The organism is Rhodovulum sp. ES.010 (genome assembly GCF_900142935.1).
GTDB lineage: Bacteria > Pseudomonadota > Alphaproteobacteria > Rhodobacterales > Rhodobacteraceae > Rhodovulum.
Genome location: NZ_FSRS01000001.1, coordinates 1,482,544 through 1,497,155 on the forward strand (window position 1 = coordinate 1,482,544; position 14,612 = coordinate 1,497,155).

Consider the following 14,612-nt stretch of genomic DNA (forward strand, 5'->3'; position numbering starts at 1 on the left):
CCCCCGAGGATGCTTTCGGCCAGAAGAAGGGCCGCCGGCCGGGCCTTCAGGATCGGCAGGCAAGCGCCTTTCGGAATCCCGCGCGCGTAGCAGGCAGCGTCGTGGCCAGGGTCTCGATGCGGTCCTCGACGAGGCGTGCGAGAAGAATCCGGGACCAATCCGGGGCGGCGAGCACCATTTCGGCGCCCGTGCCGCAGTCGCGCAGCCCGCCGGAGATGACCTCGTCGCCGACGCGGTGGTTTGTCAGGCCCTCAGCGATGGCGATTTCGCGGAGGCGCCCGTCCTGTAACCGCCAGACCCGGAGGATGCGCGCGAGGTGGGGCCGGTCGATCCAGGCGATTTCGGTGCGGCCATCGCCGTCGAGGTCGGCCGCGCCGACAGGCGCCAGCCAGCGGTGGCGGGTACCGATGAATGGGGTCGCGGCAATGAGGCCATCTGCGCCGTAGACCGACAACCGCGCTCCGAGGTCGATATGGCTTTCAACCACGATCACCTCCGGCGCGCCGTCGCCGTCGAGGTCGACGAGGCGGGGCGCGGTGTCCTCGAAGACCCGGGTCCGGGGCAGGACGATGCGCCAGGCAGTGCCGTCGGCGAGGCGTAACTCGAGCGCGCCCCACTCGACCGCGTCGCCAAGGACGCCGTGGTCGTAGCGTGTCGTGGGCTCGGCGTAGCGCGCCGAGACGATGTCGGCCGAGGCGGGCGCGGCCAGAAGGGCGGCCAGCAGGAGGGCCGCCCCCCGCATCAGATCTGCTTTTCGGGCATCTGCACGATCAGCCCGTCCAGCGCGTCGGTCACCTTGAGCTGGCAGGTCAGGCGCGAGCGTTTCGGGTCGGTTTCGTAAGCGAAATCGAGCATGTCGGCCTCCATCTCCTCGATGGGGGGCAGCCGATCGACCCAGTCGGGATGGGCATAGGCATGGCAGGTCGAGCAGGCGCAGGCACCGCCGCAATCGGCGTCGATGCCGGGGATGCCGTTGTCGCGGGCGCCCTCCATTACGGTCAGGCCATTCGCGACCTCCACCACATGCTCGGTGCCGTTGAACTCGATATAGGTGATCTTCGCCATGCCGGGCTTGCCTCCTCTGATCCGGGTCGAGGCCCCACATAGGCGAGCGTCGCGGGTTTTTCCAGCGAAACGCGAAGCGCTTGCGGAGGCGCCCAGATATTCTACCTTTGTTCCTATGCAGACACCTCGCCCCCCCGACTGGCCGAGGCCGCCGGCCTGCCTGCCCCACGCGATGCTGGACCTGCCGCCCCAGGGCGCGCGAGTGGCGGTGGCGGGGCTGGTTCTAGTGCGCCAGCGGCCGGGCACCGCCAAGGGGGTGATCTTCGTCACGCTGGAGGACGAGACCGGGGTGGCGAACGTGGTGGTCTGGGCCAAGGTGTTCGAACGCTTCCGCCGCGCGGTGATCGCGGCGCGGCTGATGCGGGTGATCGGACAGGTGCAGCGCGCGGCGGGCGTGACCCATGTGGTTGCCGAAGAGATCGAGGATATCTCGCACATGCTGGACGAGTTGCTGAAGCCTGATATCTGCCGCGCGGCCGACCAGCCCTGACCGCCCGCCCCCCCTTTCCAGCCGCGCGGAGGGCATGCGCGCGGGACGAGGAACGCGACGCTAGGTCAACAGGGCTCATGGCCGGCCGGGCCGCGCCACGTCTAGCAGATACGCCCGGAGCCGCGCCGCCACGGCCGGGCGGCCGGTTTCGGGCGTGGCGACGTAATAAGACCAGGGGCTGCGGAGCCGCTGGCCGAACGGCTCGACCAGCAGGCCGCGCGCGAGGTGAGTCGCGCTCAGAGACCCCAACGCGACCGTCGCCCCCAACCCCGCCGCGGCCAGTTCCAGCGCCACGTTCCAACCGTTGGCGCGCAGCGGCGATGGCCCCGTCCCTTCGGGCAGGTCAAGCGCCCGCTCCATGAGCGTCCAGAACTCCTGCCGCCCGGAAATCACGATCCGCGGCGCCCCGCCGAGATCGCCCGGCCCGGTCAGCCCCGCGGCCATGCCCGGCGCGCAGAGCAGGACCAGTTCCTCGGGCCAGAGCCGCTCGGCGCCATGCGGGGCCGCGTCGTCGCGGCGAAGCGTGATGACGACATCGGCGAGCCCGTCGCCGCCGGGTTCCCATAGCGTACCCTGCACCAGCACCTCGACCTCGGGGTTCTCCGCCCGGAAGCCCGCCAGGGCCGCGGGCAGCCAGTTCTCGGCCAGGCTCATCGGGCAGGCGAGCACCACGCTCCCGGCCCGCGAGCTCGTCACCACCGCCTCGGTCGCGCGGTCGATCTCGTCCAGCGCCTGGCCCAGGCTCGGCAGGAAGGCCCGACCGATCTCGGTCAGCTCCAGACTGCGCGGGTGGCGGATGAAGAGGGCGCGGCCGACATGATCTTCGAGCGCGCGGATATGGGTGCTGATCGCGGCCTGGGTGTAACCCAGTTCCCGAGCCGCGCGGGTGAAGCTGAGATGCCGTGCGGCGCATTCGAAGGAGCGGATGAAGTTGAGCGGTGGCGGCTGGCGTTTCATGGGGCCTCGATGCGCCCATGATGCGCTTCGGAACCATCATGACAACGGTTTTCTTATGCCATGGCGCCATTTTTATCGCGTGCGCAGGGCCATGCAAAAATTATCCTGATACCGCGACGCGCGGCGGCCTGATCGCCCCAGGGAGAAGACATCATGAAACAGGAGCGCCGACGGGGACGACGGACCAGGGCGGACCGCGGCGGCGCGGGCATTCCGCAGTTGCCCTGGACTCAGGTCGAGAACCCCTACGCGTTCACGGAGCTGGCCAACGCGGAGCAGGTCAAGGCGATCCACCGGACCTCGCTGCGCATCCTCTCCGAACTCGGGATCCGGGTGATGGGCGAGCGGGTGCTGGCGCTTTTCGAGGCGGCCGGGGCCCTGGTCGACCGCGAGACGCGCCTTGTGCGGCTGGACGGCGAGTTGGTGGAACAGGCGCTCGCGACCGCGCCTGGGCGGTTCCCGCTGACCCCGCGCAACCTGGACCGGCGGCTGGAGATCGGCGGCCGCGCGCTGGCCTTCGGGCTGGTGGCCGGGCCGCCCAACGTGCATGACTGCGTGAACGGGCGGCGCACCGGCAACCTGAGCGATTATCGCGACTTCATCCGGCTCGCGCAGCATTTCAACGCGATCCACGTGATCGGGAATCAGGTGACGGCACCGCAGGAGTTGCCCGTCAACAGCCGCCACCTCGACACCTATCTCGCCAATCTCACGCTGAGCGACCGGGCGTTCCACTGCACCGCGATCGGGCGCGGCCGGGCGTTGGACGGCATCCGGATGACCGCGATCGCGCGGGGGACGACGCTGGACCAGATGGCCAGGGACCCGGGCGTGATCACCATCATCTCGGTCAACTCCCCCCGGCTCTTCGATGCCGAGATGGGCGAGGGGCTGATCGCGATGGCCGAGCACGGCCAGCCGGTGGCGATCACGCCCTTCACGCTGATGGGGGCGATGACGCCGGTGACGCTGGCCGCCGCACTCGCGCAGCAGAACGCCGAGGCGCTGTTCGGGGTGGTGCTGACGCAACTGGTGCGGCCCGGGGCGCCGGTGATGTATGGCGCCTTCACCTCGAACGTGGACATGCGCTCGGGCGCGCCGGCCTTCGGCACACCGGAGAACACCAGGGCCAACATGATCGCGGGACAGCTGGCGCGGCGTTACGGGCTGCCCTACCGGACCTCGAACGCCAATGCGTCGAACGTGGTGGATTTGCAGGCCGCCTACGAGACCACGATGGCGACCTGGGGCGCGGTGATGGGGGGCGGGAACCTGGTCTATCACGCGGCGGGCTGGCTGGAGGGCGGGCTGACGGCGTCTTTCGAGAAGCTGATCCTCGACGTCGAGATCCTGCAGAACATGATCGAGATGCTGCGCCCGCTGGACGTGTCGGAGGCGGCGCTGGGCTTCGACGCGGTGGCCGAGGTCGGCGCGGGCGGGCACTTCTTCGGCGCGGCCCACACGATGGACCGCTACGAGACCGCGTTCTACCGCCCGATGCTGTCGGACTGGACGAATTACGGCGCCTGGGAAGCCGCGGGGGCGAAAGACGCGCTGCCCCGCGCCACGGCGTTGTGGCAACTGGCGCTGAAGGAGTACGAGGAACCGGCGATGGACGAGGGCATCCGAGAGGAACTGGAGGCCTATGTGGCAGCCCGCAAGAAGGAGATCGGCGATGGCGAACCCTGAGCGCCCCCTGCCCGCCCATGCCCCCGCCGTGGTGATCGGCGGCGGCGTGGTCGGCTGCTCGATCCTCTATCACCTGGCGAAGATGGGCTGGACCGACGCGGTGCTGCTTGAACGCTCGGAACTGACCAGCGGCTCCACATGGCACGCGGCGGCGAACATCCACGGGCTGCACGACAGCACCAACATCTCGCGGTTGCAGCATTACACGATGGCACTCTACCGCGAGCTGGAGGCGGAAACCGGACAGGGCTGCGGGGTGTTCCAGCCCGGATCGCTCTACCTCGCGCAGACCGAGGACCGGGCGCACCAGTTGCGGCTGATGGCGGCGAAGGCGCGGCGCTACGGCATGGCGTTCCACGAGGTGACGCGCGACGAGGCCGAGCGGCTGCACCCGCTGGTCGATTTCGAGCGCGTCCGGCTGATCATGTTCGAGCCCGATGGCGGCAATGTTGACCCGTCGGGCGTGACCAATGCCTATGCCGTGGGCGCGCGTCAGCGGGGCGCGCAGATTCACCGGTTCACGGCCGTGACGGCCACCGAGCCGCAGCCGGACGGCTCGTGGATCGTCCGCACGCAGCGCGGCGACATCCGCACCGATTGGGTGGTGAACGCCGCGGGGCTCTGGGCCCGCGAGGTGGCCGCGATGGCGGGGATCGACCTGCCGCTGATCCCAACCGAGCACCAGTATTTCGTGACCGAAACGATCCCCGAGATCGCCGCCATGGACCGCCGCCTGCCCTCCGTCGCCGACCGGGACGGCGAGTACTACCTGCGGCAGGAGGGCCAGGGGCTGCTGGTCGGCGCCTATGAGAGGGACGTTCGGTTCTGGGCCGAGGACGGGACGCCGCCCGATTTCGGCCACGAACTCTTCCACGACGACCTCGGCCGGATCGAGGAAAACGTGCTGCGCGCCATCGACCGGGTTCCGGCGGTGGGCCGGGCGGGCATCAAGCGGGTGATCAACGGCCCGATGATCTGGTCGCCCGACAGCGCCGCGCTGATGGGGCCGGTGCCCGAACGGCCCGGCTATTTCTGCTGTTGCGGGATCATCCCCGGCTTTTCGCAATCGGGGGGCCTTGGCCGTCTGGCGGCGGAATGGATGGTCGAGGGCGAACCCTCGATGGACATGTTCGGCTGGGACCTCGCGCGGTTCGGACCCTGGGCGGACCGCGCCTTTACAAGGGCGCGGGTGGCCGACCAGTACGCGCACCGGTTCAAGATCCACTTCCCGGGAGAGGAACGCGCGGCGGGCCGGCCGGCGCGGAGGCGGCCGGCCTATGACATGCAGCGCGACATGGGCGCGGTCTTCGGGCTGAACGCGGGCTGGGAGCATCCGCTCTATTTCGATGCCGATGTGCCCGACAGCGCGGGTTTCGCCCGCCAGCCCTGGTTCGAAAGCGTGGGCCGCGAGGCGCGGATGCTGCGGGGCCGGGCGGGGATCATCGACATCTCGAATTTCGCCAAGCTCCGGGTCGCGGGGCCGGGGGCGGAGGACTGGCTGAACCGCGTCTTCGCGGGCCGGATACCGCGGGCGGTGGGCCGGTCGTGCCTGACGCCGCTCATCGGCCGGCGCGGCGGCGTGACGGGGGATTTCACCGTGACGCGGCTGGGACCTGAAGAGTTCTGGGTGATCGGCTCTGGGATCGCCGAGCGGTTTCATCGCCGCCTCTTCGCGGAGATTCCCCTGCCCGCGGGCACGACTTGCGAAAGCCTGACCGACACGGTCGCGGGCTTCAACGTCGCCGGGCCGCGGGCGCGCGACTTGCTGGCCGGGCTAGCGGAGGCGAATCTGTCGGATGCGGGTTTTCCCTTCTTCCGCTCGGCCCGCATCCGCGTCGCGGGTGTGGAGTGCCTGGCGCTTCGTGTCTCCTTCACCGGCGATCTCGGCTGGGAGCTGCATTGCGCGGCCGAAGACCAGCCCGCGCTTTACGCAGCGCTGATCGAGGCCGGGCGGGCGCTGGGCGCGGGACCGGTGGGCAGCCGGGCGCTGATGTCGCTGCGCCTGGAAAAGGGCTACGGCTCCTGGGGGCGGGATTACTCGCCCGAATACTGGCCGCAGGAATCGGGGCTGGCCGGGCTGATCCGGCCCGAGGGCGCGTTTCTCAACCGCGCGGCATGGGAGGCGATCGCCGACAGGCCGCCGCGCGAGGTGATGACGATGCTGGAAGTCGAGGCGGAGGGCGCCGATGCGGCCGGGGGCGAGCCGGTGTTCCTGCCCGACGGCACGCCCGCGGGGCAGGTCAGTTCGGGCGGCTACGGATTCGCGGTGGAGGCCTCGCTCGCCATCGCGTATCTGAAGCCCGGATTGGCCGGGCCGGGCGACCGCGTGGATGTCGCGATTCTCGGCCGGCCGCACAGCGCCCGCGTCCTTGCCCGGCCGCCCTTCGACCCCGAGGGGCTGCGACTGAGGGGGCCGGCCCCACAGGAGGAACCCGCCGAGTGATCGCCGAAACCCCCGGGCTGATGGAGGAGGTCCGCGACCGCTTCGCCCATGTCGACGCCTGCCCGTTCGAGGGCCCCCGCATCTTCTTCGAGAACGCGGGCGGCGCGCTGCACCTGAAATCCGTGGTCGAGACGTCGGCCTTCCATGCCGCGATCCCGGACAATCCCGGTCGGGCCAACGCAGCGGGGCGGCGGCTGCAGCAGATCATAGAGGCCGGCAAGGCGGACATGCGGCTCTTCTTCAACGCGCCGGGCGGGCAGGTCATGGTGGGCGAGAGCGGCACGGAGCTTCTGTTCCGGCTGGTCCGCACCGCGGCGCTTGGCGCGGCGGAGGGCGGCGCGATGATCGGCTCGACGCTGGAACATCCCGCGACGGCCAGCGCCATGGCGCGCTGGGCGGGCGTGACCGGGCGCGAGCTGATCCGCGTGCCCCATGACGACGCCACGGGCAGCGTGACCGCCGACGTCTATCGCGCCTACCTGACCCCCGATATCCGGGTCGCGACCATTTTGCACACCTCGCCCGTCACCGGCATGGCCTCGGACGTGGCCGCCATCGCCGGGGCGATCCGCGCGGTCGCGCCCGAGGCCTTCATCGTGGTGGACGGCATCCAGCACGCAAGCCACGGGGCGGTGGATGTCGCGGGGCTCGGAGTCGACGGCTACGCGGTCTCGCCCTACAAGATGTTCTCGCGCCACGGCTATGGCGTCGGCTGGGCGTCCGACCGGCTGACCGCCTGCGCCAAGGACCAGTTGGCCGGCGGACCGGAGGACAATTGGGAACTCGGCACGCGGGACGCGGGCGCCTATGCGACCTTTTCCGACGTGGTGGCCTATCTCGACTGGCTGGGCGGGCGGTGCGGCGGCGGCGCCAACCGGCGCCAGCGGCTGGAGGAGGCGGGGCGCGCCATCGCGGCGCAGGAACACGCGCTAATGCGCGCGGCGATCGGGGGCACGGGCAACCTGCCGGGGCTGGGCGCGATGGCGGGCGTGACGCTGATCGGCGGGGACCGGATCGAGGGGCGCGAGGGCGTGGTTTCGTTCCGGCTGGCGGGCTGGGACTCGGCCGACCTCGTGGAGCATCTGCGGCAGAACGGGATCCGCGTCCATACCCGCAAGGCCGACCACTATTCGGGCAACGTGCTGCGGCCCCTGGGGATGGCGGATTGCGTGCGCCTGTCACCCTCGCATTACAACAACGAAAACGAGATCGCGCGGTTCCTGTCGGTGATGCAGGCGCTGGCGGCCTGATCAGGCCAGCGCCTCGTCCATCAGGCGGCGGAACCGGGCGCGGCGGGGGGCGAGGATTTCGGCGAGGGCCGGGTCCGGTTCGACCAACCGGGGGAAGTCCGGCATCCGGGCGGCGAGGCTTTCGGCGCTGTCTTGCCCGGCGGCCACTCGGGCCAGCCGTGCGGCGCCGAGGCAGGCGGCCACGGGCGCGCGGTCCGACAACCCCGCGGGCTGGCCGAGAAGCGTCGCGATCATCCGCATCCAGAGCGCGCTGCGGGTGCCGCCGCCCACCAGCGCCAGCCGGTCGAAGGGCACGCCCGCGTCGCGCTGCGCCGCGACGCACTCGGCGATCAGGAAGGCCACGCCCTCCAGCACCGCCCAGCCCAGCGACGCCGCGTCCGCCCCGAGCCGGAGCCCCGCGATCCGGCCAGTCGCGTCGGGCCGGCCGTGCGGCGTGCGGATGCCGGTCAGCGCGGGCAGGAAGACCGGCGCGTCGGGGGCGCGGCCCTCGGCCAGCAGGGTCTCGGCCGCGGCGGCGAGATCGGCGGCACAGGTCCCGGTCAGCCGCGCCGCCCAGTCGAGCGAGGCGGTCGCGGCCATCACCACCCCCATCGACAGTAAGGCGCCCGGCGCGGCATGGGCGCTGGTCAGGACGGCGCAGTGCGGCGCGGGGTGGAACGCCCCGTCTACGATGCAGGCCACGCCCGAGGTGCCGACGGTCACCACCGCGTCGCCCGGCGCGCCAGCGCCGACGCCCAGCGTCGCGGCCATGTTGTCGCCCGCCCCGGCGGCGACCGGGACGGCGGGGGGAAGGCCCCAGCGGCGGGCGAGTTCGGTGCGTACCTGCCCCGCCGGGCCCCAAGTCTGAACGATGGGCGGCAGCCAGTCGATGCGCCAGCCGACCGCCTCGCAGAGCCCTTCGTCCCAGCGGTTGGTGGGTATGTCGAAAAGCTGGGTGCCGCCGGCATCGGTGGGCTCGGAGGCGAGTTCCCCGGTCAGGGCAAGGCGGACGTAATCCTTGGTCAGCATCAGCATCCGGGCGCGGTCCAGCGCCTCTGGCTCGTGCTTGCGCATCCAGAGCAGTTTCGCGGCGTTGATCCCCGGATCGGGGGCGCAGTTGGTGCGGTGGCCGATATCGGGCACCAGCGCGGCGAGGTCCGCGCATTCCGCCAGCGCGCGCTGGTCGTTCCAGAGGATCGCGGGGCGCACCGGGCGCAGCGCCTCGTCCAGCAGCACCAGCCCCAGCATCTGCGCCGAAAGGCCGATCCCGGCCACGCCCGAGAGGTCGTGCGCAGCGGCCAGTTCGTCGAGGCAGGCAAGGACCGCGTCCACCCAGAGGTCGGGATGCTGCTCGCTCCAGCCCGGATGGGGGACCGAGACGGGGATCGGACGGTTGGCCTCGGCGAGAACGTCCAGCCGCTCGCCGACCAGCGCCGCCTTGACACTCGAGGTGCCGATGTCGATGCCGATCACCCGGCTCATGGCGCCTCCAGGATGGCTCGCGCGGTGGCCTCGTCGGTCACGAAACTGTCGATATGGCCAAGGCGCAGAACGGCGCGCAGCACCGGTACCTTGTGGGCGCCGCCCGAGGCGAGGATGACGTTGGGGACGCGGGCCAGGCCGGCCAGCCCCACGCCGATCACGCGCTCGTTGACGGGATGATCCAGCGGGTGACCGTCGGCGTCGATCACCACGCCGAGGATATCGCCCACGGCGCCCAGCGCCCGCAATTCCGCCTGCGTCACATCCGCGGGCAGCGCGTCGCGCATCAGAAGCGAGCGGTCCGAGATGTCGCCCGCGGCGATCGCCAGCGCGTCGGCCGAGCGGATCTTTTCGAGGATCTCGACGAAGACGTCGAGCTGCATGATCGTGTCTCGGCTGGACCGGCTGCCGGCATAGAGCGGCGCGGTGAAATAGCTGTGGCGCGCGTTGCACAGGTCCGCCAGCCGGGTGGTGATCTCGAAACTGTTGAGGTCCGAGCCGCGGGTCAGCCCGCCCATCACGGAAACGATTTCGAGGTCGGGGCGGTTCAGCGGCGCCATGAAGCGCGTGGCGAGGTTGAGCGTGTTGCCCCAGGACATGCCGAAAAGCCGCACCGCGGGGTCGGCCAGCGCCTCGGTCAAGAGGTTGCCCAGCGCCGCGCCCACGATGGTTTGCGTGTCGCCGGGGTCCGAGGCGGACGGCACCACATAGGCCTTGGTCAGGTCGAAGCGGTCTATCAGGGCGGCCTCGACCTCGGCGCAGGCGGCATAGGCGGTGTTGAACGAGACGCGGACAAGGCCGGTGCGGCGGGCCTCGGCCAGGGCCCTGTTCACGCGCAGGCGGGTGACGCCCAGTTTCTCGGCTACCTCGCCCTGGGTCATCCCCTCGACGTGATAGGCCCAGGCGACGCGGGTGAGGAAGCGTTCCTCTTCGTTCACGCGGGGGGTCTTGGGCTCGGGGCGCACTATTTCACGGCGCCCATGGTCAACCCGCGAACCAGTTGTTTCGACGCGATCAGCGCGAAAATCAGCACCGGGATCACGATCAGCGTCGAGGTGGCCATGATCTTGCCGTAGGGCAGGTTGTAGCCCTCCATGAAGCTGACGGCCATGGCAGGCGCGGTCTTGGCGGTGTTTCGCGTGAGAACAATGGCATACATCAGCTCGTTCCACGAGAAGATAAACGAGAAGATGGCGCTGACGGCGACGCCGGGCATCGCCAGCGGCAGGCAGATCGAGCGGAAGATGCGCCAGTGGGACGCGCCTTCGAGGATGGCGGCCTCGTCGAGGTCATAGGGGATGGCGCGGAATTGGTCGGTGCAGATCCAGATCACGATGGGCAGGTTGAAGGTGAGGTAGATCAGGATCAGCACCAGGTGGGTGTCGAGAAGCCCGAGGTGGCGGACGATCAGGAAGAACGGCAGGGCGAGGACGATCGGCGAGACCATGCGGTTGGTGATGAACCAGAACCAGAGGTCCTTCTTGCCGCGGAACTCGAACCGGGCCAGCGCATAGGCGGCGGGCGCGCCCAGGCCCACGGCGAGGATGGTGGTCGAGACGGCGACGATCAGCGAGTTGATCAGCGTGCGCCCCACCCCGTCCTCGAACAGCACCTCGGTGTAGTTGCCGAACGTGGGGGAAAAAACCCAGGCGGGCGGTTCCTGCAGCGCAATGAGCTGGGTCTTCAGGCTTGTGGTGACCATCCAGTAGAACGGAAAGACACAGAAGATCAGGATGAGGCCGAGAAGCGCCGCCTGAACGGCGAGCCCCCGCCCCTGCCCCGGCGCGCTCGCCGACATCTAGCGCACCTCCTTGTAGAAGACGCGGATGTAGAGCTGGCTGAGGACGATGGTGATGACGAGCAGGATCACCGCCTGCGCGGAGGCCAGCCCCTGGTCGAAGGCGCGGAAGCCGACGCGCTGGATCAGGATCGAGATGAACTCGGTCGCGTTGCCGGGCCCGCCCCGGGTCATGGTGAAGACCATGTCGAAGAGCTTCAGCGTGTCGGCGGTGCGCAGGATCAGGACCGCGACGAGGCCGGGGATCAGGAAGGGAAGCTGGACGTAGCGCAGCACCTTCCACCAGCTCTTGGTTTCCAGCCGCGCGGCCTCCTCGATCTCACCGGGGACAGTGGTCAGGCCCGCCAGCAGGACCAGCGCCACGAAGGGGGTCCATTGCCAGACATCCCAGAACACGACCGCGATGAAGGCATTGGTGGGATCGCCGATCCAGTTGATCGGCTCGACACCGAGAAAGCCCATGAGCTGGTTCACCACGCCGTACTTGATGTTGAACATGACCTGACCGAGCAGGCCCACCACGGCATAGGTGGTCGCCATGGGCAGGACGAGGGCCAGCCGCGTCAGCGTCTTCAGGAACCCGATGCCGGGCTGGTGGAGAAGCAGTGCGATGCCCAGGCCGAAAGCGATCTGCAGGGGCAGCGCGATGCCCAACAGCAGGAAGGTCCGCCCCATCGCGTCCCAGAAGATCGGGTCGGTCAGCACATGGGCGTAGTTTTCCAGCCCGATGAATTCGACCTGCCGGAGCTTGGTGAGGTTGAAGAAATGCAGCGAGGTCCAGACCGCGTAGATCAGGGGCCCGATGCCGACCAGCGCGAGCGCCAGGATCGACGGGCCGATGAAGGAGAACAGCGTGCGTTTCGGGACGCGTGACGACATGCGCGTGACCTCCCTGCCCCCGAGGATGCGAAGGCCGGGGCACGGATCGCGCCCCGGCCCGGTGCCGGCCCGTTACTGGGCCAGCGGTTTGTCGCCGTCGTAATAGCCGGCCTGATCGAGCACATCCTCCATGCGGGTGCCGATCTCCCGGGCGCCTTCCTCGGTGGTGACCTCGCCCAGCATCATCTTGGTGCCCCATTCCTGCACGATCTCGGTGATCTCGGGCCACTCGGCGAAGCGCGGGCGGAATTCCGGCACGCCGTCCTGCCAGCTTTCCACCAGCGCGGGCACGAAGTCGTACTCCTCGGCGATGCCGTCGATCTCGTAGACCGACTGGCGCGCGGGCACGCCGCCCTTGCGCAGGTATTCCTCGGCATTGGCCTTGGACGTGATCCACTGGATGAAGAGCCAGGCGGCGGCCTGTTCGTCCGCGTCGGCCTGGCTGGCCACGGCGAGGCTGAAGCCGCCGAGCGCGGGCTTGCGGCCCGCCGGCCCCATCGGTTCCGGCGCGATGCCGAGGCAATCGACGATCTGGCTGGTCTCGGGGTTCGTGAGGGTGGCGTAGAAGGCCGACCACTCGGTGATGAAGGCGACGTCGCCCTGGGCCAGCGCGTTCACGGTTTCGGCGTGGTCGTAGGAGACGATGCCCTCGGGCATGAACTGCATCAGGTCCTGGCGGAATTTCAGCCCGGTCTGGCTTTCCTCGCTCATCAGGTTCGACCGGAAATTCTCGTCGAGGAACGATCCGCCGAAGGGCCAGAGGAAGCGGGCGAAGCTGTCGGCCGACTGGGTCTCGTTGCGCTTGGACTGGAGCGCGTAGGCATATTGGCCGTCGCCGGTCAGCGCCGGGCCGTACTCGTCCATCACCGCCTGCCAGGTCTCGGGCGGGCCGTCGAAGCCGGCCTCTTCCAGCATGCAGCTGTTGTAGAAGAGAAGGCCCGAATAGTTGTCGAAGGGCAGCCCGTAGACGGTGCCGTTCCAGCCGCCGAAGGCGTTCAGCACCAGCGGGAAGAAATCGTCGATATCGAGATCGGGGTCGGCCAGTTCGGGATTCGAGGTGAATTCCTCGATCGGCACGATCCACTCGTTCTCGGCGAAATTGCCGATCCAGACGAGGTCGATCAGCGCGATGTCGAGGTCACCGCCGGCCACGAAATCGCGCACCTGTTCGCCCAGCGCGTTCTCGTAGGGGAGTTTCGTGATGTTGATCTCGATGCCGGTCCGCTCGGTGAATTCCGGGATCATCTGCTCGGCCGCCTCGTAGCCGGGGCGCAGCAGGAACACGACATCGACGGTGGTGCCCGCATAGGGCTCGGCGGCCTCCTCCAGCGTCCACGCATCGGCCGCGTGTCCGCCTGCCGCCAGCGCAGCCGCGATGGCACCGGCGCTTGCCAGGGGTCTCGTTCTCATGGGTCCTCCTCCCGTTGTTCAGCCCTCTCGGTTGCGGGCTTGACAATCATTTGTATCAAGCCTCATACAAATGTAAAGACGCTCGTGACGGGCGCGGGAGGACCGCGGAGGACGAACTTGGCTCAGGTCACCCTGGAGGGGGTCAACAAGCATTACGGCGCCGATCAGGCGCTGTTCGACATCTCGCTCGACATCCCCGACGGGGCGTTCGCGGTGTTCGTGGGGCCCTCGGGCTGCGGGAAGTCGACGCTTCTGCGGTCCATCGCCGGGCTCGAAGGCATCAGCTCGGGACGCATCGGGATCGGCGGCGAGGACGTCACCGCGGTGGCGCCCTCCGAGCGGGACGTCGCGATGGTGTTCCAGTCCTATGCGCTGTACCCGCACATGTCGGTCCGCGAGAACATGGATTTCGGCATGAAGGTCAACGGGTTCAACGATGGCACCCGGAAGGAGCGCATCGCCGAGGCCGCGCGCATCCTGCAACTGACCAACTATCTCGACCGCAAGCCCGGACAGCTGTCGGGCGGCCAGCGGCAGCGGGTCGCCATCGGCCGGGCGATCGTGAAGCAGCCCAAAGTGTTCCTGTTCGACGAGCCGCTGTCGAATCTCGATGCCAAGCTAAGGATCCAGATGCGGGTGGAACTGGAAACCCTGCACCGCGAGCTCGAGGCGACGATGATCTACGTCACCCACGACCAGGTCGAGGCGATGACCATGGCCGACGTGATCGTGGTGCTGAACGGCGGCCGGATCGAACAGGTGGGCGCGCCGATGGAGCTTTACCACAAGCCCGCGACCGAGTTCGTGGCCGGGTTCATCGGCGCGCCGAGCATGAACTTCCTGGACGTGTCGCCCGCCGCAGACGGGGTCGCCTATGGCGATGCGACGCTGAGCGCCCGGCCCATGTCGGCGCCGCCGGCCCGCGCCGGCATCCGGCCCGAACATGTCGGGCTGGCCGAACCCGGCGATGGGCAGATCGACGTCGCGGTGCGGGTCAAGGAGGCGCTGGGCGGCGAGAGCTATCTCTACACCACCACCGCGTCGGGCGACGAGATCGTGGTGCGCGCCGATGGCGAGACGCCGATCGCGCCGGGCGACCGGGCTGGCCTGACCTTGCCCGAGGCGCGGTTGCATTTCTTCGCGCGCGACGGCGCCCGGGTCGAGGCCTGA

Annotated in this window: 13 protein-coding genes; 5 read left to right on the top strand and 8 right to left on the bottom strand. The window is 69.3% G+C overall.

Annotation, left to right across the window (positions count from 1 at the left end; translation table 11 throughout):
* Positions 1-46: 46 nt before the first annotated feature.
* Together BUR28_RS07355 and BUR28_RS07360 are read right to left on the bottom strand one after the other, a co-directional pair.
* Positions 47-742 (bottom strand): FG-GAP repeat domain-containing protein, encoded by a 696-nt coding sequence (locus tag BUR28_RS07355; RefSeq protein WP_074219533.1) that lies wholly within the window; start codon positions 740-742, stop codon positions 47-49.
* On the bottom strand, positions 742-1,065 hold the full coding sequence (locus BUR28_RS07360; RefSeq protein WP_074219534.1) for a 2Fe-2S iron-sulfur cluster-binding protein: 324 nt from the start codon (positions 1,063-1,065) through the stop codon (positions 742-744). The genes BUR28_RS07355 and BUR28_RS07360 overlap by 1 nt, the downstream gene beginning before the upstream one ends.
* A 115-nt stretch (positions 1,066-1,180) precedes the next feature.
* Here BUR28_RS07360 and BUR28_RS07365 point away from each other — a divergent pair, with 115 nt between their 5' ends.
* Positions 1,181-1,555 (top strand): OB-fold nucleic acid binding domain-containing protein, encoded by a 375-nt coding sequence (locus BUR28_RS07365; protein WP_074219535.1) that lies wholly within the window; start codon positions 1,181-1,183, stop codon positions 1,553-1,555.
* Positions 1,556-1,630: 75 nt separating this feature from the next.
* On the opposite strand, the gene BUR28_RS07370 is transcribed toward BUR28_RS07365, so the two are convergent.
* Positions 1,631-2,512 (bottom strand): LysR substrate-binding domain-containing protein, encoded by an 882-nt coding sequence (locus tag BUR28_RS07370; protein WP_074219536.1) that lies wholly within the window; start codon positions 2,510-2,512, stop codon positions 1,631-1,633.
* Positions 2,513-2,665: 153 nt separating this feature from the next.
* Here BUR28_RS07370 and BUR28_RS07375 point away from each other — a divergent pair, with 153 nt between their 5' ends.
* Genes BUR28_RS07375 through BUR28_RS07385 form a run of 3 tightly spaced genes read left to right on the top strand, consistent with a single transcriptional unit; the run spans position 2,666 to position 7,894 of the window.
* A complete protein-coding gene (locus BUR28_RS07375) occupies positions 2,666-4,201 on the top strand; it encodes a trimethylamine methyltransferase family protein (protein ID WP_074219537.1) in 1,536 nt (511 codons plus the stop codon).
* Positions 4,188-6,644, top strand: a complete 2,457-nt coding sequence (locus tag BUR28_RS07380) for a GcvT family protein (RefSeq protein WP_254813702.1) — start codon at positions 4,188-4,190, stop codon at positions 6,642-6,644. The genes BUR28_RS07375 and BUR28_RS07380 overlap by 14 nt, the downstream gene beginning before the upstream one ends.
* The gene (locus tag BUR28_RS07385; RefSeq protein ID WP_139307517.1) at positions 6,641-7,894 is read left to right on the top strand and encodes an aminotransferase class V-fold PLP-dependent enzyme; all 1,254 of its coding nucleotides are present in this window, start codon (positions 6,641-6,643) and stop codon (positions 7,892-7,894) included. The genes BUR28_RS07380 and BUR28_RS07385 overlap by 4 nt, the downstream gene beginning before the upstream one ends.
* Here BUR28_RS07385 and xylB read toward each other — a convergent pair whose 3' ends face one another.
* The 5 genes from xylB to BUR28_RS07410 all read right to left on the bottom strand — a co-directional run bounded on the left by xylB (position 7,895) and on the right by BUR28_RS07410 (position 13,442).
* Positions 7,895-9,355, bottom strand: a complete 1,461-nt coding sequence (gene xylB, locus BUR28_RS07390; protein WP_074219538.1) for a xylulokinase — start codon at positions 9,353-9,355, stop codon at positions 7,895-7,897.
* A complete protein-coding gene (locus BUR28_RS07395; protein WP_074219539.1) occupies positions 9,352-10,293 on the bottom strand; it encodes a sugar-binding transcriptional regulator in 942 nt (313 codons plus the stop codon). Before BUR28_RS07395 ends, xylB begins: the two co-directional genes overlap by 4 nt.
* A 26-nt stretch (positions 10,294-10,319) precedes the next feature.
* On the bottom strand, positions 10,320-11,153 hold the full coding sequence (locus BUR28_RS07400; RefSeq protein ID WP_074219540.1) for a carbohydrate ABC transporter permease: 834 nt from the start codon (positions 11,151-11,153) through the stop codon (positions 10,320-10,322).
* The gene (locus BUR28_RS07405; RefSeq protein ID WP_074219541.1) at positions 11,154-12,032 is read right to left on the bottom strand and encodes a carbohydrate ABC transporter permease; all 879 of its coding nucleotides are present in this window, start codon (positions 12,030-12,032) and stop codon (positions 11,154-11,156) included.
* Between the two features lie 72 nt (positions 12,033-12,104).
* Positions 12,105-13,442, bottom strand: a complete 1,338-nt coding sequence (locus BUR28_RS07410) for an ABC transporter substrate-binding protein (RefSeq protein WP_074219542.1) — start codon at positions 13,440-13,442, stop codon at positions 12,105-12,107.
* 117 nt (positions 13,443-13,559) lie between these two features.
* Here BUR28_RS07410 and BUR28_RS07415 point away from each other — a divergent pair, with 117 nt between their 5' ends.
* Positions 13,560-14,612: an ABC transporter ATP-binding protein gene (locus BUR28_RS07415; protein WP_074219543.1), complete on the top strand. Its 1,053-nt coding sequence runs from the start codon at positions 13,560-13,562 to the stop codon at positions 14,610-14,612.

What these genes read in the sequence shown, in the direction of transcription:
- BUR28_RS07380 (WP_254813702.1), top strand. Translation starts at nt 4,188, where the DNA reads ATGGCGAACCCTGAGCGCCCCCTGCCCGCCCATGCCCCCGCCGTGGTG.
- BUR28_RS07360 (WP_074219534.1), bottom strand. Translation starts at nt 1,065, where the DNA reads ATGGCGAAGATCACCTATATCGAGTTCAACGGCACCGAGCATGTGGTG.
- BUR28_RS07370 (WP_074219536.1), bottom strand. Translation starts at nt 2,512, where the DNA reads ATGAAACGCCAGCCGCCACCGCTCAACTTCATCCGCTCCTTCGAATGC.
- xylB (WP_074219538.1), bottom strand. Translation starts at nt 9,355, where the DNA reads ATGAGCCGGGTGATCGGCATCGACATCGGCACCTCGAGTGTCAAGGCG.
- BUR28_RS07410 (WP_074219542.1), bottom strand. Translation starts at nt 13,442, where the DNA reads ATGAGAACGAGACCCCTGGCAAGCGCCGGTGCCATCGCGGCTGCGCTG.
- BUR28_RS07400 (WP_074219540.1), bottom strand. Translation starts at nt 11,153, where the DNA reads ATGTCGGCGAGCGCGCCGGGGCAGGGGCGGGGGCTCGCCGTTCAGGCG.
- BUR28_RS07365 (WP_074219535.1), top strand. Translation starts at nt 1,181, where the DNA reads ATGCAGACACCTCGCCCCCCCGACTGGCCGAGGCCGCCGGCCTGCCTG.
- BUR28_RS07375 (WP_074219537.1), top strand. Translation starts at nt 2,666, where the DNA reads ATGAAACAGGAGCGCCGACGGGGACGACGGACCAGGGCGGACCGCGGC.
- BUR28_RS07405 (WP_074219541.1), bottom strand. Translation starts at nt 12,032, where the DNA reads ATGTCGTCACGCGTCCCGAAACGCACGCTGTTCTCCTTCATCGGCCCG.
- BUR28_RS07355 (WP_074219533.1), bottom strand. Translation starts at nt 742, where the DNA reads ATGCGGGGGGCGGCCCTCCTGCTGGCCGCCCTTCTGGCCGCGCCCGCC.